This is a genomic window from Haemophilus sp. 27098_8_127, from assembly GCF_041433495.1.
Classification (GTDB): Bacteria; Pseudomonadota; Gammaproteobacteria; order Enterobacterales; family Pasteurellaceae; genus Haemophilus_D.
Window position 1 is genome coordinate 41,030 of the sequence record NZ_JAPWBP010000004.1, and the last position, 21,217, is coordinate 62,246.

The 21,217-nt window shown below is 39.4% G+C and carries 25 protein-coding genes; 15 read left to right on the forward strand and 10 right to left on the reverse strand.

All coding sequences use genetic code 11. The features are described from left to right. The first annotated feature begins 8 nt into the window (after positions 1 to 8). Positions 9 to 695, forward strand: coding sequence for an rRNA large subunit pseudouridine synthase E (locus O3746_RS06015; protein WP_049384670.1), 687 nt, complete (start codon positions 9 to 11; stop codon positions 693 to 695). A gap of 2 nt (positions 696 to 697) precedes the next feature. Here the strand turns inward: O3746_RS06015 and O3746_RS06020 are convergent, their stop codons facing one another. Beyond that, positions 698 to 1,501, reverse strand: a complete 804-nt coding sequence (locus tag O3746_RS06020; RefSeq protein ID WP_371448111.1) for a hypothetical protein — start codon at positions 1,499 to 1,501, stop codon at positions 698 to 700. A 63-nt stretch (positions 1,502 to 1,564) separates the two neighbouring features. Further along, positions 1,565 to 2,248, reverse strand: a complete 684-nt coding sequence (locus O3746_RS06025) for a 2,3-diphosphoglycerate-dependent phosphoglycerate mutase (RefSeq protein ID WP_005694847.1) — start codon at positions 2,246 to 2,248, stop codon at positions 1,565 to 1,567. Between the two features lie 186 nt (positions 2,249 to 2,434). Between O3746_RS06025 and envC the strand changes: the two genes are divergently transcribed. Together envC and O3746_RS06035 are read left to right on the forward strand one after the other, a co-directional pair. Continuing rightward, complete coding sequence (envC, locus tag O3746_RS06030) at positions 2,435 to 3,667, forward strand: murein hydrolase activator EnvC (protein ID WP_371448113.1); 1,233 nt, start codon at positions 2,435 to 2,437, stop codon at positions 3,665 to 3,667. Then, positions 3,667 to 4,509 carry a divergent polysaccharide deacetylase family protein gene (locus tag O3746_RS06035; protein ID WP_290991551.1) on the forward strand — a complete coding sequence of 281 codons (843 nt, stop codon included), beginning with the start codon at positions 3,667 to 3,669 and terminating at the stop codon, positions 4,507 to 4,509. Before envC ends, O3746_RS06035 begins: the two co-directional genes overlap by 1 nt. A gap of 49 nt (positions 4,510 to 4,558) precedes the next feature. On the opposite strand, the gene O3746_RS06040 is transcribed toward O3746_RS06035, so the two are convergent. Next, positions 4,559 to 5,188 (reverse strand): response regulator, encoded by a 630-nt coding sequence (locus O3746_RS06040; protein WP_005694852.1) that lies wholly within the window; start codon positions 5,186 to 5,188, stop codon positions 4,559 to 4,561. A gap of 178 nt (positions 5,189 to 5,366) precedes the next feature. Continuing rightward, entirely contained in the window at positions 5,367 to 7,871 is a 2,505-nt protein-coding gene (locus tag O3746_RS06045) for a class I adenylate cyclase (RefSeq protein ID WP_371448116.1), read from the reverse strand. A gap of 136 nt (positions 7,872 to 8,007) precedes the next feature. On the opposite strand from O3746_RS06045, the gene hemC reads away from it, so the two are divergent. From hemC to O3746_RS06090, 9 genes are all read left to right on the forward strand, one after another. Further along, the gene (hemC, locus tag O3746_RS06050) at positions 8,008 to 8,940 is read left to right on the forward strand and encodes a hydroxymethylbilane synthase (RefSeq protein ID WP_371448118.1); all 933 of its coding nucleotides are present in this window, start codon (positions 8,008 to 8,010) and stop codon (positions 8,938 to 8,940) included. 9 nt (positions 8,941 to 8,949) lie between these two features. Continuing rightward, a complete protein-coding gene (locus tag O3746_RS06055; RefSeq protein ID WP_070775202.1) occupies positions 8,950 to 9,711 on the forward strand; it encodes a uroporphyrinogen-III synthase in 762 nt (253 codons plus the stop codon). A 9-nt stretch (positions 9,712 to 9,720) separates the two neighbouring features. Further along, positions 9,721 to 11,016, forward strand: coding sequence for a uroporphyrinogen-III C-methyltransferase (locus O3746_RS06060; RefSeq protein ID WP_070775201.1), 1,296 nt, complete (start codon positions 9,721 to 9,723; stop codon positions 11,014 to 11,016). A gap of 9 nt (positions 11,017 to 11,025) precedes the next feature. Further along, positions 11,026 to 12,312, forward strand: coding sequence for a heme biosynthesis protein HemY (locus O3746_RS06065; RefSeq protein ID WP_371448121.1), 1,287 nt, complete (start codon positions 11,026 to 11,028; stop codon positions 12,310 to 12,312). Positions 12,313 to 12,488: 176 nt separating this feature from the next. Further along, complete coding sequence (locus tag O3746_RS06070) at positions 12,489 to 13,148, forward strand: amino acid ABC transporter permease (protein ID WP_070591079.1); 660 nt, start codon at positions 12,489 to 12,491, stop codon at positions 13,146 to 13,148. After that, positions 13,138 to 13,806, forward strand: coding sequence for an amino acid ABC transporter permease (locus O3746_RS06075; RefSeq protein WP_371448123.1), 669 nt, complete (start codon positions 13,138 to 13,140; stop codon positions 13,804 to 13,806). Before O3746_RS06070 ends, O3746_RS06075 begins: the two co-directional genes overlap by 11 nt. Before the next feature lie 18 nt (positions 13,807 to 13,824). Next, a complete protein-coding gene (locus O3746_RS06080; RefSeq protein WP_005699182.1) occupies positions 13,825 to 14,589 on the forward strand; it encodes an amino acid ABC transporter ATP-binding protein in 765 nt (254 codons plus the stop codon). After that, complete coding sequence (locus O3746_RS06085; RefSeq protein WP_014064400.1) at positions 14,573 to 15,430, forward strand: cysteine ABC transporter substrate-binding protein; 858 nt, start codon at positions 14,573 to 14,575, stop codon at positions 15,428 to 15,430. Before O3746_RS06080 ends, O3746_RS06085 begins: the two co-directional genes overlap by 17 nt. Positions 15,431 to 15,653: 223 nt before the next feature. Continuing rightward, on the forward strand, positions 15,654 to 16,766 hold the full coding sequence (locus O3746_RS06090; RefSeq protein ID WP_049356856.1) for an ABC transporter substrate-binding protein: 1,113 nt from the start codon (positions 15,654 to 15,656) through the stop codon (positions 16,764 to 16,766). A gap of 68 nt (positions 16,767 to 16,834) precedes the next feature. Here O3746_RS06090 and O3746_RS06095 read toward each other — a convergent pair whose 3' ends face one another. Next, complete coding sequence (locus tag O3746_RS06095) at positions 16,835 to 17,233, reverse strand: pyrimidine dimer DNA glycosylase/endonuclease V (protein ID WP_371448127.1); 399 nt, start codon at positions 17,231 to 17,233, stop codon at positions 16,835 to 16,837. Between the two features lie 158 nt (positions 17,234 to 17,391). Between O3746_RS06095 and O3746_RS06100 the strand changes: the two genes are divergently transcribed. Together O3746_RS06100 and O3746_RS06105 are read left to right on the forward strand one after the other, a co-directional pair. Next, the gene (locus O3746_RS06100; RefSeq protein ID WP_049384684.1) at positions 17,392 to 17,880 is read left to right on the forward strand and encodes a YbaK/prolyl-tRNA synthetase associated domain-containing protein; all 489 of its coding nucleotides are present in this window, start codon (positions 17,392 to 17,394) and stop codon (positions 17,878 to 17,880) included. Between the two features lie 67 nt (positions 17,881 to 17,947). After that, the gene (locus tag O3746_RS06105; protein WP_314976982.1) at positions 17,948 to 18,349 is read left to right on the forward strand and encodes a hypothetical protein; all 402 of its coding nucleotides are present in this window, start codon (positions 17,948 to 17,950) and stop codon (positions 18,347 to 18,349) included. On the opposite strand, the gene tusB is transcribed toward O3746_RS06105, so the two are convergent. Genes tusB through fkpA form a run of 5 tightly spaced genes read right to left on the reverse strand, consistent with a single transcriptional unit; the run spans position 18,344 to position 20,820 of the window. Beyond that, positions 18,344 to 18,628, reverse strand: a complete 285-nt coding sequence (gene tusB, locus O3746_RS06110; RefSeq protein ID WP_049384686.1) for a sulfurtransferase complex subunit TusB — start codon at positions 18,626 to 18,628, stop codon at positions 18,344 to 18,346. The two genes, O3746_RS06105 and tusB, sit on opposite strands and share 6 nt — an antisense overlap. 8 nt (positions 18,629 to 18,636) lie before the next feature. Then, positions 18,637 to 18,996, reverse strand: coding sequence for a sulfurtransferase complex subunit TusC (tusC, locus tag O3746_RS06115; RefSeq protein WP_049384687.1), 360 nt, complete (start codon positions 18,994 to 18,996; stop codon positions 18,637 to 18,639). Further along, on the reverse strand, positions 18,993 to 19,373 hold the full coding sequence (gene tusD, locus O3746_RS06120; protein ID WP_049384688.1) for a sulfurtransferase complex subunit TusD: 381 nt from the start codon (positions 19,371 to 19,373) through the stop codon (positions 18,993 to 18,995). The genes tusC and tusD overlap by 4 nt, the downstream gene beginning before the upstream one ends. Next, the gene (locus O3746_RS06125; RefSeq protein WP_080970335.1) at positions 19,373 to 20,038 is read right to left on the reverse strand and encodes a transcriptional regulator; all 666 of its coding nucleotides are present in this window, start codon (positions 20,036 to 20,038) and stop codon (positions 19,373 to 19,375) included. Before O3746_RS06125 ends, tusD begins: the two co-directional genes overlap by 1 nt. Before the next feature lie 59 nt (positions 20,039 to 20,097). Then, the gene (fkpA, locus tag O3746_RS06130; protein WP_371448131.1) at positions 20,098 to 20,820 is read right to left on the reverse strand and encodes an FKBP-type peptidyl-prolyl cis-trans isomerase; all 723 of its coding nucleotides are present in this window, start codon (positions 20,818 to 20,820) and stop codon (positions 20,098 to 20,100) included. Positions 20,821 to 20,914: 94 nt separating this feature from the next. Here fkpA and O3746_RS06135 point away from each other — a divergent pair, with 94 nt between their 5' ends. After that, on the forward strand, positions 20,915 to 21,136 hold the full coding sequence (locus O3746_RS06135) for a SlyX family protein (RefSeq protein WP_005699194.1): 222 nt from the start codon (positions 20,915 to 20,917) through the stop codon (positions 21,134 to 21,136). Positions 21,137 to 21,217: the final 81 nt, after the last annotated feature.

Genomic DNA, 21,217 nt, shown 5'->3' on the forward strand with positions numbered 1-21,217 from the left:
TAAATAATATGTCAAAACCTTTCCCTTCTCACTCATTTACAACCAAACGAACGGCAAAATCCACTCGTTCATTTAAGCCTAAAGCGAAGCCACTTACATTAGAACAAACAATCGTTGTTTTATTTAACAAACCTTTTGATGTGCTGACACAATTCACCGATGAAAATGGCCGAGCTACATTAAAAGATTTTATTACCATTCCTAATGTGTATGCGGCAGGACGATTGGATCGTGATAGCGAAGGGTTACTGATTTTAACGAATAATGGTGAAGTGCAACATCGTTTGGCTGATCCTAAGTTTAAAACAGAAAAAACGTATTTTGTGCAAGTGGAAGGCATTCCTGAAGAGGCTGACTTAGACAAGTTTCGTCAAGGCGTTGAATTGAAAGATGGGATGACGAAGCCAGCAAAAGTGCGGTTGATTTCAGAACCAGATTTTCTTTGGCCTCGCAAGCCACCTATTCGTGAACGTCAAAGTATTCCAACGAGCTGGTTAGAAATTAAAATTAGTGAAGGGCGTAATCGACAAGTACGTAGAATGACGGCACATATCGGCTTTCCGACATTGCGTCTCATCCGTTATCAAATGAGCCATTTAACACTTGATGGATTGGGTAATGGTGAATATCGCTGTTTGAATGAAGAAGAAATGCGTGCGTTATTCAAACAACTTCATTTGAACAACGCACATTAAGATTAGAAACGTTGAGCGGGTTGTGCGTTTTCAACTTGCACGAAGAAACCTTTATCATTCAAGATAATGCTGTAATCCGTAACATATTTAACGCCGTTGGTTTCCACTATCGCATTACAGCTGCGAATGCCTTGTTGTGGATAAGATTGCGTTTCACGGGCTTGCGTGATTTGTTTCACTGTCATTTGGGTGTTAGTCGCAGCACCTTGTTTTTTGAAGGCATCAGATAATACCGCAAAAACTTTTGAATCATTACATCTTGGTACGACGACGGATTTTGTCACCATACTCGCTGTTTTTTGTGCGACAGCATCGACTTTCTTTTCAGTCACTTTTTCAACAGCTTTTGGTTCCGCTTTCTTCACTTCGGTTTTAACCGCAGGTGTTTTTTTAGCAATCGCTTTTTCAGGTTTAGCTGATTCTTTAACTGCACTTTGCTTGCTTTTCGCTACCGTCTTTTTGTCTTTTACTGCAGTTTGCTTAGTTTTTTCTACTGGCTTTTTGCTTTTTGTTGGCTCTTCTTTAGCAGCTTTATTTGTCGTTTTATTTTTTATTTTTTCTTTTTTCGTTACCGCTTTTTTCGCTTCGACAATTTTAGCTGGCTTTTTCGCTTCTGCTTTTTTTGCATCGGCTTGCTTTTTCGCTGTTTTAGCTACGACTTTAGGTGTAGTGGCTTTCTTGGCTTCCACTTTTTTAACTGCCGTTTTCACTGACTTGGTTTGAGTTGATTTTGCCGTATGATTTGGCGATGCTGCAAAGGCCAAAACAGGTAACAAGGCAAAAATCACCGCGAGTAATTTTTTCATCCGTTATTCTCCTTAAACAAAAAGTGCGGTCAAAATTAACCGCACTTTGAAATCATTTATAAATTAAAGATAGTAGTGTTCTACGTAGTTTAATTTATCGTCAAGTTTTAACACTAACGGTTGACCGGTTGGGATTTCAAAATCCATGATTTCCGCATCAGAAATACCGATGATGTGTTTTGCTAATGCACGAAGTGAGTTGCCGTGCGCAACCACTAAAACACGTTTACCAGAAAGCATTGCTGGTGCAATTTGATCTTCCCAGAATGGTAATGCACGTTCTAAGGTTAATTTTAAGTTTTCTGCGTTTGGTACAACATCAGATGGGATGTTTGCATAACGACGGTCGTTATGTGCAGAGTTTGGATCTTTCGGGTCTAAATCTGGAGGAGAAATGTCATAAGAACGACGCCAGATATGAACTTGTTCGTCACCGTATTGTTCTGCGGTTGCTTTTTTATCTAAGCCTTGTAATGCACCGTAGTGACGCTCATTTAAACGCCAGTTTTTCACTTGAGGAATCCATAATTGGTGAGATTCTTCTAACACGATGTTACAGGTTTTGATTGCACGAGTTAAAACAGAAGTGAAGGCAATATCAAATTCATAGCCTTTCTCGAACAATTTTTTACCCGCTGCTTTTGCTTCTTCTACGCCGCGCTCGGTTAAATTCACATCACGCCAACCGGTGAATAAATTTTTTGCGTTCCACTCACTGAAACCGTGACGAATGAATACTAATTCCATAAGGATCTCCTAAGTATTAATAAAAAATGAATGGCTCTGTTATAGCAAAAAATCGTTATGTTTAAAAGTAAAAAGGCGGCATTTACTGATCTTTCGCAAAAAAACGTCTGTAAACTTTTAGCCACTTAAAAATAATGCTAGTATTTAAGCTTTATTCGTCTCTTAATTTCTCTCAAGTTTAGATGTATGCAGCAAAGCAATTGTAGAAAAAAAATCTTATCAAAACTGACCGCACTTTTTGCTTGTGGTCTGCTTGGCTTTTCATCTTTCGCGCAAGGCAACGATCTCAACCAGATTCAAAAACAAATTAAACAACAAGAATCGAAGATCGCCGAGCAAAAACGCGCACAAGCTAAACTCCAAGCCAGTCTTAAAGATCAAGAAAGCAAAATTAATAGCGTTGTCGGTGAATTACGTGAAACAGAATTAAGCTTAAAAGAAATTCGCAAGCAAATGGCGGAAACCGAAAAGCAAATCAAACAATTAGAAAAGCAAGAGCGTGTGCAAAAAGCGAAGCTCGCAAAGCAAGTAGATGCCATCTATCGTTCAGGTGTAAATCCTTCTACCTTGGAAAGAATGCTTTCAGAAGATGCCCAAAAAGCGGAACGCATGAAAGTGTATTATCAGCACTTAAATCAAGTTCGCATTGATATGATTAACAATCTGAAAGCGACACAAGAGAGTTTAGCGAAACAGCGCGAGGCGATTTCAGGGCAACAAAAAAATCATCGCGATCAACTTTCTACACAAAAGAAACAGCAGCAAGAATTACAAAAAGCACAGCAAGAACGCCAATCTACGTTAAATGAACTCAACAAAAACTTAACGAAAGATCAGAATAAGCTGGAAACGTTGAAAGCGAATGAAAATGCCCTTCGCCAAGAAATTCAACGTGCAGAACAAGCCGCTCGCCAACAAGAACAACGTGAGCGTGAAGCCCTTGCGCAGAAAAAACAAGCAGAAGAAAAACGGACCTCAAAACCTTATCAACCAACCGATCAAGAGCGTAAGTTGATTAATAGTACCAGTGGTTTAGGTACGGCAGCTCGTCAATACAGTCGTCCTGTTTCCGGTCCGACATTGCATTCCTTTGGCTCAATCCAAGCAGGCGAAGTGCGCTGGAAAGGTATGGTTATTGGCGCACCAACGGGTACAGCGGTAAAAGCCATTGCAAGTGGTCGTGTCATTCTAGCGGGTCATCTTAATGGCTATGGTTATATGGTGATTGTGAAGCACGGTGACAGCGACTTGAGTTTGTATGGTTTCAACCAAGCGGTATTTGTGAAACAAGGTCAGCTCGTGTCTGCAGGACAAACCATCGCACAAGTGGGTAATACGGGTGAGCTCTCAAAACCGGCGCTTTACTTTGGAATTAGCCGTAAAGGAGTGCCTGTGAATCCGGCTGGGTGGATTAAATAATGGCAAGGTTCTTTCAAAGTGCGGTCAAAAATACGATTATTTTTTCAACCGCACTTTTCTCTGCATTTACTTTTGCACAAGGCAAGTTAGCCATTGTGATTGATGACATTGGCTATCATCCGAAAGAAGATGCAGAAATTTTAGCGATGCCAAAAGAAATCTCTGTCGCCATCATTCCTGCTGCACCCTATGCCAAAATTCGCAATCAGCAAGCGAAAGCGCAAAATCACGATATTCTTATTCATATGCCGATGCAACCGGTCAGCAATATTAAAATTGAGGAAGGTGGTTTGACTTTAGGCTTGTCCGAAGCGCAAGTGAATGAGCGAGTAAAAAAAGCTAAATCTATTGTGCCAAACGCTATAGGAATGAATAATCATATGGGCAGTGCAGCCACGGCCGATGCCACATTAATGACTTATTTAATGACCGCACTTCGCGAGCAGCATTTATTTTTTTTAGATAGCCGTACTATCGGAAAATCAGTTGCGGGAAAAATAGCAAAAGAACAAGGCATACGTGTATTAGATCGCCATGTGTTTTTAGATGACAGTGATAATTTGGCGGATGTTCAACGCCAATTTCAAAATGCAATCCAATATGCACGTAAACATGGCACGGCTATTGCTATTGGACACCCTCGTCCAAATACCGTAGCCGTATTAAAATCGGGAATAAAAAATTTACCCGATGATATTCAATTGGTGGGTATGGGAAGCTTGTGGCGAAATGAAAAAATCTTGCCACCTAAACCATTTATCTTAATTTTTAATGATATTCCTGCGCCAACTTCAGTTGCACCGTTTGAGCCAATCCCTTTATTACGGGGCGTGCCGAGGTAACAAAAAGAGCGGTTAAAAAAACCGCTCTTTTTTATCGTTTGAAATTTGCCTATCGACCATTTCGTTCAAAGAACAAGACAGTTGCGGCAACGCGTGAGTGAACGTTAAGTTTACGAAGTAAGTTACGAATGTGCACTTTAACCGTTTCTTCAGAAATGAAAAGTTGGCCCGCAATTTGTTTATTAGATAAACCTGTTGCGATTAAACGTAATACATCCATTTCACGATCGGTGAGTGAATCCATTGGATCAACAGTATGTTTGCGTTCTAAAAGAAGATTTTTAATCGAATCACTTAAAATCACTTCACCTTGTGCAATACGTTTAATTTGCTCAAGTAGCACATCTGGCTCAGTATCTTTCAATAAATAGCCATCAGCACCCGCATCGATGAGAGTGAAAATATCATTTTTCGCATCAGACACGGTTAAGATCAAAATTCGCGCATCAACACCTTCTGCACGCAAGCCTTTAAGAGTATCTAAACCTGAAAGACCTTTCATATTAAGATCTAAAATGATTAAATCGGGCGATTCTTGAATCGCAATGGAAATGCCTTCTGTACCGCTTCCTACATCAGCGACAACTTCAAAATTCTCTTCTAATTCAACTAATTGTTTGATACCACGACGCATTAATGGATGATCGTCGATAATTAATACTTTTAACTTTTCTTGCATAATTTTCTCCAAGAGATAAGCGGACACCATTCTATTACCTGAAGGCAAAACATCCACTGCCTTAGATTACTTCTCAATAGATTTTTGACCGAGGGATTCTATCGGGATTTTGCCCATCTTCCAATGCATATTTGCAGATAAACTTGATTTATCTCAAACAATGCTTGTTTTGATGTCGCTATTCGCAAGTCCTTTTGCTTTTAAATTTGAACGGCATAATACGCATGCCGCTTTCAGTTGAGTGCAATTGATAAAATTGCGGGTAATTAAAATTCCGTTGCACCATTTTATATGGATTTTCACAATCATTTGAGCCAAGCGATTGATAAATACGATTTATTTCGCGTACTTTATCATCTTTCGAACCTTCACATTGACGATAAATTTCGAGACGGTTCTTCTCATCTAACAAATAGACGTTAAAGCTATTATCGGCATTATCTTCAAAGAAGAATTGTAAAAAACCTTCACTGGCAAACAAATCAATTTCAGGTGGATACCGACGTGCTTCTGGGATAATCTCTTTCTCTTCCAACTGGGTTGGTAAAACGTCTTCAAAATTGTCCGCACTTTCTTTTCCGCCTTCAATAGGTTGCAAGCTGATCCCTTTTTCTTCAAAAAAGAATTGCCAGTTTTTCCCCGCTACCCGCAGACGAGAATGAGTTGTTGGGCGGCTATCCCCTAATTGAATACTGATACAACGATTTACAAGTACGCTCACTAAGTTTCGCAATGTGCGGTTGTAGTGTTTACTGTAACAGAAAACCTGTATAGAACGAGGCTGATTCACACCTTGATCAATTTTATTAGAAAGCACTTTTAAGGCAAGCAAAATCGCATTCTGCCCTTCAAAATGTAAGGTTCGAATTTCATTCCACACATTACGGTAAGTGAAATCAATGCTTCCTACCAAACTCTGTTCTAACTGACCAAAACTGAATAAATCACTTGGCGAAATATTTGATTTAAGCTCTTCGACTTGCGCTGTTGGGTCATTCACCAAATTCACCGCAATAAACAAATCACGGATTTCGCACTGCGAAGAAAGTGCCTCATTTGTCGGAACTTGGCTATTTGTATGCGGAAAAAATAACCGCAAATCAGCCACAAAATTACGTAAAGTAAGTTGGTCGATATTTTGGCTAATTAAGTGCAAATGGGTTTCAGCCGTCAACAAGCGATTAAAATAAGCCCACGCAACCACTTTATTTAAACTTTCGCCGTATTCAATCACACGTTCTTTCGAGAACATAATGTGGTGTGGCGGCTGATTTACCATATACCAACCATCTTTAAAGCGCTTATTGCCGTGAACTTCGATGAACGTGAGGTGTTCTTCTGTTAAGTTATAGGAAATTTGTGAGTTTAGTAACGTAATTTTACCCGGTAATTCTTCAAAGGCAGTATAAAGTTTGCGAGAAAGTACCGTAATATCTTGTGGAATCACACTAGAATTAATTTTATGTTTGCGTGCAAAATCCACCAGATTTCGATAACTCATCATCAAGAAATTCACCAAATTATTGTGACTTTCTTTCACCCGTTTGATTTTCCAATTTGGGCGCTGATCCAACTCTTCAATGCGCTCTTTTGACCAGCCCCATTCTTGAGCCATCATTTTCATATAAGAAATACGCCAGTTTGATGCGTGATATAACGCAAAGTCTTCTGTGGCTTTCACATAAAAACAAGAACGTACGAAATCAAGACGCTTAAATTCTGAATGTGCGGTCAAATATTGACTAATTCTCTCTAAAATCGCGATATAAGGGTCAAAATGATGTGCAGCGGTACTACGACCGGAAAGTAAATCTTCTTTAAATTGACGAGCAATTAAATGGGTATTTGGATATTCTTGGGCATAGGTTTCCAACAACAAGATTTTCATCACCGATTTATAAGGTGAATCAATACCTTTATAAAGTTGCCATAAGCTTGCACCAAAATATTCACTGGCTGAGAATTGCCCTAATCCACCGAAATCCACCCAATCATTTAAATTAAGCTCACCAGCCGCGACTAAACGAGCAACTTCGGCCTCATATTGTTTTTCATCTTCCACCCACAAGTGGAGCCACAATAATGGCTTGCCAGCAAGACGTACAGCGGAGCGATAAAATTCTTCCAACAGCAACATATATTGAGCTGAACCACTGTTTTCTTTAGTTAGTGGATCGGAATAACGTTCGTTACGGAAACGTTGTTGTGTCATCAAATAGAAATGCATTTCCACATGATATGTGGATGCCCATTGGCTAATTTTCTTCGTTTTTTCCGCTAAGCGCTGCTGTTCTTGTTCAGATAAATCATCTTGATGGCAGATCCAAATATCCAAATCCGAAGCTGAGTTTTGGCTAATAGAGCCAAAACTGCCCATCACATAAATACCTAAGATCGGTGAAAAAACAGCAGCAGAATTGACCGCACTTTGCACGTCTTCAATGAGCTCAGGATGTTCTTTTGAGAGAAAATTTTGCTGATAATTGGAAAGGATAAAATCGGCAATGCCTGCCGGGGCATCTTCCACATAACCCGGCAGAGTTGGATGATTAAGATGCAACAACAGCGGCACCAAAGAGACGATGTGTCGGAATGCATCACCTGAGCCCAATAATGCTCGATCAAAACGACGCTTGTCTAATGTTTCAATACATTTTCGGGCTTGAGTGAAATCGTATTTCAAGGCTTCCTACCTATGACCAAATAATTGACGTTAATGTACCACTTACCTAGTCGGAAATCAAAAATTTAAATGATCTGACTTTTTGCCCTAAAAATGGTAGCATAGAACATATTTCTATTTAAAATCAGCGGTATTTATGGCAGCACTTAAAACCTTAAAAATTGCGACCCGTCAAAGCCCTTTAGCACTTTGGCAGGCAAATTTTGTGAAAGATCAATTAGAAAAATTTCACCCGACACTTTCTGTTGAATTAGTTCCGATGGTGACAAAAGGTGATGTAATCTTAGATTCCCCTCTGGCTAAAATTGGTGGAAAAGGCTTATTTGTTAAAGAGTTAGAAAACGCTTTACTTGAAAAACGTGCTGATATTGCCGTCCATTCAATGAAAGATGTGCCGATGGAATTTCCAGAAGGTTTAGGATTAAGTGTGATCTGTAAACGTGAGGATCCACGCGATGCTTTCGTGTCTAATACATACTGTTCATTAGATGAATTGCCACAAGGTGCTATTGTTGGAACATCAAGCTTGCGTCGTCAATGCCAATTAAAACAATTACGCCCTGATCTTGATATCCGCTCCTTACGTGGCAATGTAGGAACCCGATTAAGTAAATTAGACAATGGCGAATACGATGCCATTATTTTAGCCTCAGCTGGCTTAATTCGTTTAGGGCTAGCGAAACGTATTGCCTCATTTATTGAAGTAGAACAGTCGTTACCGGCTGCCGGACAAGGCGCGGTAGGCATTGAGTGCCGTGTTGATGATGAAGAAGTAAAAGCATTACTTGCTCCACTTTCAGATGCCACCACGACGACTTGTGTTTTGGCTGAGCGTGCAATGAATACTCGCTTACAAGGTGGCTGCCAAGTGCCAATCGGTGGCTATGCCATTGAGCAAAATGGCGAAATTTTCTTGCGTGCACTCGTCGGCGAAACTGATGGCTCTGCGATTATTCGCGCGGAAGGTAAAAGTGCGGTTGAAAATGCCGAAGCATTAGGCGTGACCATTGCTGAACAACTTCTAGCACAAGGCGCAGATAAGATTCTGGCGAAGATTTACTCAGCATAGGTAATCACCATGGCCGTACTAGTCACTCGCCCCGATGAACGAGGAAAAAACCTAGTTGACCAGCTGAATCAAGCCGGTATGGTTGCCTTGCATTTGCCTTTGCTTTCTATTGAGGCAGGTGCTGAGTTGACACAATTACCGACAAAACTTAATCAGCTAAAAAGTGGTGATTATGTGTTTTTGGTTTCAAAAAGTGCGGTCGATTTTGCGGATAAAACCCTGAAAGATATTGGCTTTAGCTGGCGTCAAGATTTACAATACTTTACAGTTGGACATAGAACGGCACAGCATTTTTCCTGTCAAACTGAATGTACTGTTCGTTATCCAATAACGTCGGAAAATACTGAAGGTGTATTAAATTTACCGCAAATGGCAGAATTAACAGATAAAAACTTGTTAATTTTACGTGGAAACGGTGGACGAGAATTACTGCGTGAACAGGCTACACTACGCGGTGCAACTGTTGAGACAGTCGAATGTTACCAACGCACGCCGATTAGTTATAATAACGAAGAGCAAACCAGTATTTGTATTCGTTCTGGTGTGCAAACCCTTGTGGTCACAAGCCTTGAAATTTTGCAGGCATTAATCGAATTTGTGCCTGAAAATGAACAAAATTGGCTAAAAAATTGCTGTTTAGTCACGGTAAGTCAACGCATTGCGGATGTCGCAGCACAACAAGGTTGGCATAATGTGGTGGTTTCCGCCGGTGCGGACAATCAAAGTTTACTTAATACCTTACTTAATAAAGTAACTCCCCTTTCTCACTAAGGAAAAAATATGGCGAAAGAGAAATTAACCCCTGAAACGACAGATGAAATCCAAGAAACAGATGCAGTGGAAATTCAAACTGAAGATCGCGAGCCTGTTGCGCCACGTACACAAACCGTTGTGAAGAAAAGTGGTACTGGATTAAGTTTATTGGCTATTCTCATTGCACTTGGCGTGGGTGGTGCAGGTTATTATTTTGGCCAACAAAAAGTGGATGAATTCCAACAAAAATTGACCGCACTTGAAGCTCAAATCAATAATAAAACGGTGGTTTCAGCACCTGCTCAAGAAGTAAAATTTGATACTACACAGCTTGCTCAATTAGAGTCTGCGAATAAAGCAACGCAAAACAAAATTGCGCAAGTAGAAGAGCTAATCAATGCCAAATCACATGAGTTAGTTGGCTTACAATCACAAATCAATAAAGTGAGCGCTCAAGCTAATGCTCAACAACCTACTGATTGGTTATTCTCAGAAGCGGATTTCTTGCTCAACAATGCATTACGCAAATTAGTGTTAGATAATGATGTGGACACAGCAGTTTCACTCTTAAAACTCGCTGATGAAACCCTTGCTAAAGTGAATAACTCACAATCTGCAGCTATTCGTAGTGCTATCAATCAAGATCTGAAACAACTTCTCTCCGTAGCTGGCGTGGATCAAAATTCGGTCATGCAAAAATTATCGCAATTAGCTAATACGGTTGATGAGTTACCTGTGTTAGATGTGAATTTCGGTGATGATCAAAATGCAACAAAATTATCAGATTCTCTGTCTGACTGGGCAGAAAATGCAGAAAAAAGTGCGACCTCATTCTTGAATCACTTTATCCGTATTTCGCCGAAACATGGTGCGGATCGCAAAGAATTATTAGCGCCAAACCAAGATATCTATTTGCGTGAAAACATTCGTTTACGCTTACAATTAGCGATTATGGCAGTGCCTCGTCAGCAAAATGAGCTTTATAAACAATCTTTAGAAGCCGTTGCATCTTGGATTCGTAGCTATTTTGATACCAATGCTGAAGTGACTCAAAGTTTCTTAAAATCAGTGGATGAATTATCTGAAGTATCCATCTATGTGGATGTGCCAAGCCAATTACAAAGCTTAAGCATGCTTGATAAGTACTTAAATCGTACACCTTTAGATGTGCAGAAAGTGGAAATTGAAGCAGAAAAAGCGGTTGATAATTCACCAAGAAAAGAAGAAGTAAAACCAGCACCTGAAGCGAAAGCGGAAGAGCCAAAAGCTGAAGAAAAACCCGCTGAAGCACCAGCACAACCGGCAACTGAACCCCAACAATAAGGATAGATAATGTTTAGAGTTCTCTTTTTAATGATCGCCTTACTTGCCGGATTGATTGCAGGGCCTTACCTCTCCGGTCAGCAAGGTTATGTCAGAGTTGAAACGGCAAACACCATATATGAAATGTCACTCACCACATTAGTGATTCTCTTTGTAGTCACGCTTGCTGTGATTTATTCGTTAGAGTGGTTGGTGACCCGTTTCTTCCGTTTAAGTAGCAATACCTATAACTGGTTTTCTCTCCGTAAACGTGTGAAAGCACAACGTCAAACCCTTGAAGGCTTGATGAAAATGAATGAAGGCGATTATGCCAAAGCAGAAAAACTGATTGGTAAAAATGCGAAACATTCTGCAGAGCCAGTATTAAATCTGATTAAAGCGGCTGAAGCTGCACAGCAACGCGGTGATGAATTCAGCGCAAACCGTTATTTAATTGAAGCGACTGAACTTGCAGGTTCAGATAACCTGGTCGTCGAAATTGCTCGCACCCGTATTTTATTACAACAAAATAAATTACCGGCAGCGCGTAGTTCCGTCGATAGTTTGCTTGAAATGTCAGATCGCAACAAAGAAGTATTGAAACTTGCTGCTGAAATTTATAGCCGTTCCAAAGCTTATCAAGCTTTAGATGAAATCTTAGATTTAATCGAAGGTTCTGGCTTATTCTCAGCAGAAGAATTTAAAGCGCTTCAACAAGAAACAGAAAATGGCTTGTTAGATGAAAAAATGAATGAAGAAGGTGTTGAGGGCTTACTGGCATGGTGGGATGCTCAACCGCGTCGTCGTCGCAATGACTTAGAGTTAAAAACAGCTTTAATTCAGCGTTTAATTGATTGCAACGATCATGAATCGGCTTATGAATTTACGCTTGAAATCATGAAAAAATTGGGTGATAACACCCCAATTAGTCCTGAGCTTTGCACGCAAATTACTCGTTTACAGGCAGAAGATAACAGCAAACTGCTTAAGTTAGTGGAAAAACGTGCAAAACGTGCCGATGAAAGCCAACGTTGTTGTCTCAATCGTGCATTAGGCTACCTTTATGTGCGTAACAATGATTTTGCTAAAGCCGCAGAAGCATTTAAAGAAGTCACAGCTTGCCCAACTCAGCTTCAACCAAATGATGTCATGATGGCATCTTATGTGTTCGAACAAGCTGGCGACAAAGAAGCTGCGGAAAAAATTCGTCAGGACAGTTTAAAATCAGCCATGTCAATTCAAGACAAACCCGCTGAAACACAAACTGAAGTAAAAACAGACGAAGAACCAACCGCACTTATCGCAAAACGTGATTAAAATAAACAAAGACGGGGCTGAATAAAGCCCCGTCTTTTTTTATTATTTAACACTCACCGATCTCATTTAAAACACATCTCTTATTACATTTCATTATAAATAATGCATTTCCATTCTTTTCTCACCGTTTCAAAATTTTTTACTATATCGTCACGCAAACGATTAAATTATAAAAAATGAATTGGGATTATATTTTAAGTGTCACCCCACGTTTTATTCATGCCACGCTGATGACCCTTCATCTCGCCTTTTGGGGCATTTTATTGTCGCTGGTGATTGGTGTGATTTGTGCGGTGATTACCACCTACAAAGTCAAATCATTAACTTGGCTAGTAAAAGGCTATATCGAGCTTTCTCGTAATACGCCTTTATTAATTCAAGTGTTTTTTCTCTATTTTGGGCTTTCTAAAATTGGTCTGAAATTAGATGGGTTTACTTGCGGTATTATCGGCCTAGCATTTTTAGGTGGAAGCTATATGGCAGAAGCTATTCGTGGCGGTCTGGAAGCGGTATCAAAAGGGCAAATTGAGTCAGCCTTAAGTATTGGTCTAACCCCTTTTCAAGCTTTTCGCTATGTGATTTTTCCACAAGCCTTTGCGATTGCAACACCTGCAATCGGCGCAAATTGCTTATTCTTAATGAAAGAAACCTCGGTGATCAGTGCTGTCGCAGTTGCAGAACTCATGTTTGTCGCAAAAGAAGTCATCGGGCTCGATTACAAAACTAATGAAGCCTTATTTTTATTAGTGGTGTTTTATTTGATCATTCTATTACCGATGTCTCTGTTCATCAGTTATTTAGAACGCCGTACTCGGAGAGCAAAATATGGGGCTTGAGTTATTATTCCAAGGCAGCAACATTGAACGCTTGCTCAACGGTTTATGGGTGACGGCTGAAATTGCGTTTGTTTCCGTCTTCTTCGCCTGTATTTTAGGTGTGATTTTTGGCGTAATCATGACGAGCAAAAATCCCATGATCAAAGCCATTTGCCGCTTTTATTTAGAATTTGTACGCATCATTCCATTATTAGCGTTACTTTTTCTCGCTTATTTCGGTTTGGCAAAATGGTTTGATATTCACTTAGATGGCATCTCTGTATGTATTTTGGTGTTTATTTTCTGGGGAACGGCAGAAATGGGCGATTTAGTGCGTGGTGCATTGACTTCCATTGAAAAACATCAAGTGGAATCAGCCTACGCTTTAGGCTTAACGCCGTTTCAAACCTTTGTGTATATTTTACTTCCGCAAAGTTTAAAACGTGTGACACCAAGTGCCATTAACCTCTTTACCCGCATGGTAAAAACCAGTTCCTTGGCAATGTTAATCGGTGTAGTCGAAGTAATTAAAGTCGGTCAACAAATTATTGAGCATTCATTATTTAGTAATCAATCGGCGGCGCTTTGGATTTATGGTGTCATTTTCGGTTTATATTTTGTGATTTGTTACCCGCTATCCTTATTTTCCCGTTATTTAGAAACCCGTTGGGAAAGTTAATTTTTATTAGGAAAACACATGGCGTTATTAGAAATTAAAAACCTCGTCAAAAATTACGGTGATGTAGAAGCACTCAAAGGCATTAATCTTTCTATAGAGAAAGGCGAAGTTGTCGTGATTTTAGGTCCGTCAGGTTGTGGTAAAAGTACTTTTTTACGCTGCCTAAATGGACTAGAAGAAATAAAGAGCGGTCAGATTTTGCTGCAAAATGCAGGAGAGTTAGGTAAAGACATTCCTTGGGTCAAAGCGCGTCAACGCATTGGGATGGTATTCCAAAGTTATGAACTCTTCGCTCATTTATCAGTGATTGACAATATTTTACTCGGCCCTTTAAAAGTACAAAAACGCGATCGTGCAGAAGCTGAAAAACAAGCCGATGAGTTACTTAAACGCGTAGGTTTATATGACCGAAAAAATGCCTATCCACGTGAACTATCCGGTGGACAAAAACAGCGAATTGCCATTGTACGTTCACTTTGCATGAACCCTGAAATTATTCTGTTCGATGAAGTGACCGCAGCCCTTGACCCTGAAATGGTACGTGAAGTACTTGATGTGATCTTAGGTCTTGCCAAAGATGGCATGACGATGCTCATCGTTACCCATGAAATGAATTTTGCCCGTCAAGTGGCTAATCGCATCGTGTTTATGGATAAAGGGCAAATTATTGAACAAGCAAAACCGGAAGATTTCTTCACGAATCCAACCACGGATCGTGCGAAAACATTCTTAAATATCTTAAATTATGAACCGAGAGGGACAAACTATGAAGAAAACATTTAAAACATTGACCGCACTTTTCGCTACTGCCACCTTAGCATTTGGCTTAACCGCATGTAATGATAAAGAACCCGCTAAAGACGGGGCAAAAACAGTTTCAAGCCTTGAGCAAATACAAAAAGATGGCAAAGTGCGCATTGGTGTATTTAGCGATAAACCACCATTTGGTTATGTAGATGCGCAAGGCAAAAGCCAAGGCTTTGATGTTGAAATTGGTAAAGCGATCGGTAAAGATTTATTAGGTGATGAAAACAAAGTGGAATTTGTTTTAGTGGATGCCGCAAACCGTGCTGAATACTTACTTTCTAAGAAAGTTGATATTATTCTCGCCAACTTTACTGTAACCCCAGCACGTAAAGAAGTGGTAGATTTTGCGAATCCATACATGAAAGTAGCACTCGGTGTCGTCTCAAAAGATGGTTCTGTGATTACTGACCTTGAACAATTAAAAGGCAAAACTTTAATCGTAGATAAAGGTACTACTGCTGATATTTTCTTCACCAAAAACTATCCAGATGTGAAGTTATTAAAATTCGAACAAAATACAGAAACCTTTGAAGCCTTACGTGATGGTCGTGGTGATGCATTATCTAATGACAATACCTTCTTATTCGCTTGGGCAAAACAAAATCCAGGTTATACCGTAGGCGTAAAAAACTTTGGTGATCAAGATGTTATTGCACCAGCTGTTCGCAAAGATGCACCTGAATTGTTAAATTGGTTAAACAACGAAATCCAAACCTTAGGCAAAGATGGTCGTTTAAAACAAGCTTACGAAAAAACCTTATTGCCAGTTTATGGTGATACTGTCAGCGAAAGCGATATCGTGGTTGAATATAAATAATTCTCCCACATTCACTTCTCCTTTAGTCCAACTCAAGGAGAAGTGAAAACTTACTAAGTTTTGACCGCACTTCCAATTTTAAATGCGAAATATGTTTTTTCTAGATATATGCCTATTTTACCCTTCAACAGCATTTCTTGTATTATCACTTTATAACATCTAAATTTGATAATGATTCTTATTTATGGCAATATTCTGATGTTTTATTCAGACAGGAGTTTATATGCAAAAAAAATCAACAATTCGTTTAATTTTGGCCGTTCTATTACTGACTTTTGGTATCACTACTCAAGCAGAAATAAAAACAATCAAAGATGTATTAGGACGAGAAGTTAACGTTGATGTGCCCGTAAAAAATGCCGTGTTAGGCTTTTACTATCCTGATTACATTGCTGTTACGGGTGTTGAAAATTTTAAATATGTTAAAGGTATCTCACGTGAATTTTGGGAAAAATTTAATCCAGGAAGTTGGGCATTGTTTTCTGAAAAAATGCCTGAACTCAAAAATATTGCTGATATTGGTAATGTAAATACAGGAACTTTCTCAACCGAAAAAACCTTGGCATTAAAACCTGATGTATTGATTCTTGCAGAATGGCAATATCAAACTATTGGTTCCGAACTACCAAAGTTAGAACAAGCTGGCGTTCCAATTATTGTTGTCGATTTTAATGCTCAAAGTGTAGAACGACACACCCAAAGCGCAAAGATTTTTGGGCAACTTGCAGGTACCGAAGAACGAGCAAATAAAATTGCAGATGAATATGCTCAAGGCATTACTGATATTCAAAAACGTGTAAAAGAGGCTAACCTACCTAAACCTAAAATCTATGTAGAATTTGGCAATAAAGGTCCTAGTGAATATAGCTTTACCTTTGGTAAAAATATGTGGGGTGCTATTGCTGAAACTGTTGGCGGGGATAACGTAAGCGCGCCTTTTGTCGAAAATTGGGGACCAATTAATCCAGAACAACTTCTTGCCGCACAACCTGAAGTGATTATGATTTCTGGCACAGAAATGGGGCATGAAACTAACGATGAAATGATGGCGATGGGAATAAACATCAATGAACAGGATGCACAAAAACGCCTAAAAGGTTTCTTAACCCGTGCAGGGTGGCAAGATTTACCTGCAGTTAAAAACCACCGTGTTTACGGTATTTATCATACGGCTTCTCGCTCACTAAGTGATCTAGCAGCCGCTCAATTTATGGCAAAAGCACTTTACCCAAAACTTTTTGAAGACATAGACCCACAAAAAACCTTTATGGATTTCCATAAAAACTATTTGCCTATCATACCTAGTGGTACGTTTTTTATTAAATTGAAAGATTAAACAATTCATAAGGTGAGCGATGCTCACCTTTTTTATATTCTCACTGCCTTTCATAAGTGAAAACTCCTTTATTTTTGACCGCTCTTTGGAAGATGCGGTGTAAATCTCGCCTTTAATGGCATTCTTTCCTGAATACGTTCCCGATTAATCTGTAACGCCGCCTCTGTGGCTTCATAGTCCAACCATAAACTTGGATCATCGGGTAACGTTTCATTCCAAATATACTGCACGTTAAAGCCTCGCGCTTTACATTCCGTATGTAATGCATCATACCGTTTCTTTAAAAATGCCAATTTATTAAAGAAAAAACGCACATGCCCTTCCCCTAATTTATATTCTGCAGGCTGTCCTTTTAAGTGATATTTACCTTTTGCTACGGCATTAGGAATACGGGTTAATTCACGATGTTCAGCTAAAAGATGCTGATCACAAAGCTCCTCAGGCGGAACAAGATTAATTCGAGTCATAAACGATACCAAAGAAAAAGAAACATAGTACGGGGCATGAATGTATTTGTCTATCTCATAATAAATACGACTCAAAAGATGAATTCTTTTTCTTTGATTTTCACATACATCAATCCTTGCTAAACTGATTAAAAATATCGCTATTGAAGGAATCTCTTATGTCTGTCAAAACATTTGAAAAATTGACCGCACTTTTAGATAAGCATCAAGCACGCTATCGCGTGGTTGAACACCCCACCGCAGGAAAATCAGAGGAAGTGGCTAAAATCCGTGGCACAGAATTAGGACAAGGGGCAAAAGCCTTGGTATGCAAAGTAAAAGGGAATGGCGTAAAACAAGCGGTATTGGTTATATTGCCGGCCGATCAACAATCTGATTTAAGTAAAGTAGCGGCCTATTTGGGCGGCACTAAAGCTTCCCTTGCCAGCCCTGCAGAAGTAGACACCCTAACTGACTGTGTATTTGGTGCAATTCCGCCTTTTAGCTTTCATCCTGATTTATTATTAATTGCTGATCCTAGCTTACTTTCTCGTTATGATGAATTGGCATTTAATGCAGGTACGTTAGAACGCTCCATTATTCTTAACACGCAAGATTATGCCTCAATCGTTCAGCCCACATTAGTGGATGTAATAAAAACCGAATAGGGAAAAGATTGGTTGTCTTTCATTTGATTGATACAATACTTCCGTTTTTCTATTAACTGGACATCTCATGAAAAAATATCTTAAAGCATTTATTCTTTTACCGTTGATTATTCAAATTATCGGCACTATTGGTCTAATGTTCGCAAACAATGATGCCGATGGATTTCAGTCTTCAGCGGTTACCGTCTTTATCGTGGCTGCGGTACCGACTTTTCTCATTACACTTTGGGCAGCATTTCACCGTTATGCGAGTTATCACGTAAAAGCTATCGCATTAATTTCGGTACTAATTGGATTTTGTTATACCGTCGTAGCGGGAATCGTTTATGCAACGCTAGTAAATAACATGGGATTTGGCGAATGGTTACGTGCTGGAGGATTAGAAATTACCTGCTTAATGGCTGCAGGTTTGGCGCTTTATTCTGTTATGGTATTACCGCTATTGTTACCGAAAGAACGCCCGCTATAAGGCGATTTGAGGCGAATATTGAGCAGTTAAATCCACCAAATCTGCTAATGAAATTGACCGCACTTTATTGTTTGGCAAAAGTGCGGTTAAATTTCGGGCTAAAACATCCTGTTCCAACACAAAACATTGCCCTTTGCATTGAGTAAACATTTCTCCGTACTTTACCGCTAGCAACACACCGTCTTGCCATAAAACCACCGCATCATTTTCCGTGATGTCAGTCAAATAACGTTGAAGGTCTGTCTCAGAATAATGAGCTTGGGAAAAGGTATAAAACATAATATTCCTTAAAACGTAAACACTTTTTCTGCTTGGCTAAGTTTATTAATCAGCGAAGTGCGGTCAATTTTTTCAGCAGAAATAATGAGTTGTTCTGTTTGCAAATTGTATTGGTCGAGCGAATCGGCGCAGACAAAGCGCTGTTCAATATCGTATAAATCTAATAATTTAAAGGTGCGGATAAAATCTTTTTGTAACAATAACTCAGGATTTTGCCCATCGAGTAAATTCAACACACCATCATCAATAAAAAAGACACCTATTTCCTCTTTATCACAAAATGCTGTCGCAGCAAGCAAAGCATCTAAACCTTCACGAGAAATCGCGTTTCCATGCGGTGCAGTGCGAAATAAGAATGCCAGCTTCATAATGTCACCACCCGATCTGCTTTTAATGCCATAGCCATAAACTCGCCTAAGCCTGTAATATCAAAACCTTCTGCCAGATTCGTTTTATCAGTCTCTTTTGCTGTAAGCGCATCCACTACGCCACGACGTTGTGAAGCGGCTACACATAAATGCAAAGGAATATGATGTTGCGCTGAAAAGGCTTGCCAAGCTTGCGTCAGATTAAACTCATCATTGGCAGGATAAACCAAGCCATTGCCATTACTCACACCGTCTTGGAAAAAGAAAATTTGGCTAATGGCATGCCCTTTTTCAAGTAAAGCCTGGGCAAATTGATAGGCAAGAAAAGCCCCTTGTTTTCCATAAACAGGACTTTTCACGGCGAGAACATAGTTCATTACTCTTGCTCTTGTTTGATTTGACGAATATACAAATACACGGTGTGGCGAGAAATCGCGAGGCGATCAGCCACTAAATTGATAGCATCTTTAATATCAAAAATGCCTTTTTCGTAAAGTGAAATCACAATCTGACGGTTCTTATTATTGTTTGAGACTGAGCGATCTGCATTCACTTCTTCAATGGTTTTTTCTACCGTTTGAGCCACCAATTCTTCCACTGAACTTGCAAAATTGACGGAAGAGGTTTCATTTTGTTCCTGCGTTGGCATAAAGGCCTGCATAAATTGAGAAACCGGCACATCCAAATTAATATTGATACAAAGTAAACCAATAATACGTTGCTTACTATTTCGAATGGCGATAGTCACAGACTTCATCAATACATTGCCTTTCGCACGCGTAAAATAAGGCTTAGACACACTTTCACTTTGCATATTACGCAAAGATTTCAAGGCTAAATCCGTAATTGGTGAACCCACTTGGCGATTAGTATTATGCCCGTTGGCGATACAAATGGCGGAATGTTCAATGTCTTCCAAAGAGTGTAAGACGATTTCACAATGTTTGCCAATCAACGCACTCACGCCATCAACTACTGCTTTATAGGAAATCAGAATAGTACGATCTTCATCGGTGAAAGGTTGTCTATCGGTTAGTATCATTTTTCAAATCTGGTAGGGAAAATGACCGCACTTTGGACAAAGTGCGGTTAAATTAAGGATTATTTTTTAGGGTTAACGTCTAATACTTCAACGTCGAAGTAAAGTGTTGCATCAGGTGGAATGGCATCGCCTGCACCTTGTTTGCCATAAGCTAATTCAGGTGGAATCACTAATTCGATTTTACCGCCTTTCTTCACTAACTGAAGGCCTTCAGTCCAACCTTTGATCACTTGGTTTAATTTAAACTCAACCGGTTGACCACGTTCAACAGAGCTATCAAATACTTTACCATCTGGTAATTTACCGGTGTAATGTACTTTCACAGTATCCGTTGCTTTAATCGCATCACCTTTACCTGCTTCAGTGATTTTGTAAAGTAAGCCATCTTTAGTGCTTTTCACGCCGTCTTTTTTCGCAAATTCAGCGCGGTATTTATCGCCTTCTTCTTTTGCAGCTTTCGCTTGTTGTTCTACTTTTGCTTTCGCTGCAGACACTAATTGCTCTTGAATACCATCTAAGGTTTGTTGAATTTTTTCGTCTTTACGAACATCAACTTTACCTTCTAATGCATCTTTTAAGCCATCTAAAATACGCGCATTGTCGTATTGAATCACTTCTTTTTGAGCATCCACTAAATCTTTTACTTGGTTACCCATTAATGCACCTACAGCATAAGACGCATCACTTGCGCTTGGCGCTGCTTTATCTTCTGCAAAAACAGAACCTGAAACAACCGCACTTACCATAAGCGCAGCAAGAGAAAGCTTTTGAATTTTCAACATTTTGCTTGATCCTTTATAATAGAAACGGAATAGCGAATAGGTTAAATCGGATTGACCAAATTCACAACATTTTTTTAAAAATTAGAGAAATTTTATGCAAAATCAACAAATTTTAGAAGATCGCATTGCTGAACTTGAAATGAAAATTGCGTTTCAAGAACAACTTTTAGACGAGCTAAACCAAGCATTAGTTCAACAACAGTTTGATATGGATAAAATTCAACTTCAACTCCGCTATCTCGCCGGCAAATTAAAAGATATGCAACCTTCTAATATTGCCAGCCAAGCGGAAGAAACACCGCCTCCGCATTATTAAAATGTAATAAAACCATATTTTATCTAAATGCGTGATCTTCATCACAAATTCATAAAAAATATTTTTATTTTATTGAAAAAA

What these genes read in the sequence shown, in the direction of transcription:
- O3746_RS06105 (WP_314976982.1), top strand. Translation starts at nt 17,948, where the DNA reads ATGAAAAAATATCTTAAAGCATTTATTCTTTTACCGTTGATTATTCAA.
- O3746_RS06065 (WP_371448121.1), top strand. Translation starts at nt 11,026, where the DNA reads ATGTTTAGAGTTCTCTTTTTAATGATCGCCTTACTTGCCGGATTGATT.
- O3746_RS06125 (WP_080970335.1), bottom strand. Translation starts at nt 20,038, where the DNA reads ATGATACTAACCGATAGACAACCTTTCACCGATGAAGATCGTACTATT.
- O3746_RS06020 (WP_371448111.1), bottom strand. Translation starts at nt 1,501, where the DNA reads ATGAAAAAATTACTCGCGGTGATTTTTGCCTTGTTACCTGTTTTGGCC.
- O3746_RS06080 (WP_005699182.1), top strand. Translation starts at nt 13,825, where the DNA reads ATGGCGTTATTAGAAATTAAAAACCTCGTCAAAAATTACGGTGATGTA.
- O3746_RS06025 (WP_005694847.1), bottom strand. Translation starts at nt 2,248, where the DNA reads ATGGAATTAGTATTCATTCGTCACGGTTTCAGTGAGTGGAACGCAAAA.
- O3746_RS06055 (WP_070775202.1), top strand. Translation starts at nt 8,950, where the DNA reads ATGGCCGTACTAGTCACTCGCCCCGATGAACGAGGAAAAAACCTAGTT.
- O3746_RS06075 (WP_371448123.1), top strand. Translation starts at nt 13,138, where the DNA reads ATGGGGCTTGAGTTATTATTCCAAGGCAGCAACATTGAACGCTTGCTC.
- O3746_RS06095 (WP_371448127.1), bottom strand. Translation starts at nt 17,233, where the DNA reads ATGACTCGAATTAATCTTGTTCCGCCTGAGGAGCTTTGTGATCAGCAT.
- tusC (WP_049384687.1), bottom strand. Translation starts at nt 18,996, where the DNA reads ATGAAGCTGGCATTCTTATTTCGCACTGCACCGCATGGAAACGCGATT.
- O3746_RS06035 (WP_290991551.1), top strand. Translation starts at nt 3,667, where the DNA reads ATGGCAAGGTTCTTTCAAAGTGCGGTCAAAAATACGATTATTTTTTCA.
- tusD (WP_049384688.1), bottom strand. Translation starts at nt 19,373, where the DNA reads ATGAACTATGTTCTCGCCGTGAAAAGTCCTGTTTATGGAAAACAAGGG.
- fkpA (WP_371448131.1), bottom strand. Translation starts at nt 20,820, where the DNA reads ATGTTGAAAATTCAAAAGCTTTCTCTTGCTGCGCTTATGGTAAGTGCG.
- hemC (WP_371448118.1), top strand. Translation starts at nt 8,008, where the DNA reads ATGGCAGCACTTAAAACCTTAAAAATTGCGACCCGTCAAAGCCCTTTA.
- envC (WP_371448113.1), top strand. Translation starts at nt 2,435, where the DNA reads ATGCAGCAAAGCAATTGTAGAAAAAAAATCTTATCAAAACTGACCGCA.
- O3746_RS06100 (WP_049384684.1), top strand. Translation starts at nt 17,392, where the DNA reads ATGTCTGTCAAAACATTTGAAAAATTGACCGCACTTTTAGATAAGCAT.
- O3746_RS06090 (WP_049356856.1), top strand. Translation starts at nt 15,654, where the DNA reads ATGCAAAAAAAATCAACAATTCGTTTAATTTTGGCCGTTCTATTACTG.
- O3746_RS06060 (WP_070775201.1), top strand. Translation starts at nt 9,721, where the DNA reads ATGGCGAAAGAGAAATTAACCCCTGAAACGACAGATGAAATCCAAGAA.
- O3746_RS06040 (WP_005694852.1), bottom strand. Translation starts at nt 5,188, where the DNA reads ATGCAAGAAAAGTTAAAAGTATTAATTATCGACGATCATCCATTAATG.
- O3746_RS06015 (WP_049384670.1), top strand. Translation starts at nt 9, where the DNA reads ATGTCAAAACCTTTCCCTTCTCACTCATTTACAACCAAACGAACGGCA.
- O3746_RS06135 (WP_005699194.1), top strand. Translation starts at nt 20,915, where the DNA reads ATGCAAAATCAACAAATTTTAGAAGATCGCATTGCTGAACTTGAAATG.
- O3746_RS06085 (WP_014064400.1), top strand. Translation starts at nt 14,573, where the DNA reads ATGAAGAAAACATTTAAAACATTGACCGCACTTTTCGCTACTGCCACC.
- O3746_RS06070 (WP_070591079.1), top strand. Translation starts at nt 12,489, where the DNA reads ATGAATTGGGATTATATTTTAAGTGTCACCCCACGTTTTATTCATGCC.
- tusB (WP_049384686.1), bottom strand. Translation starts at nt 18,628, where the DNA reads ATGTTTTATACCTTTTCCCAAGCTCATTATTCTGAGACAGACCTTCAA.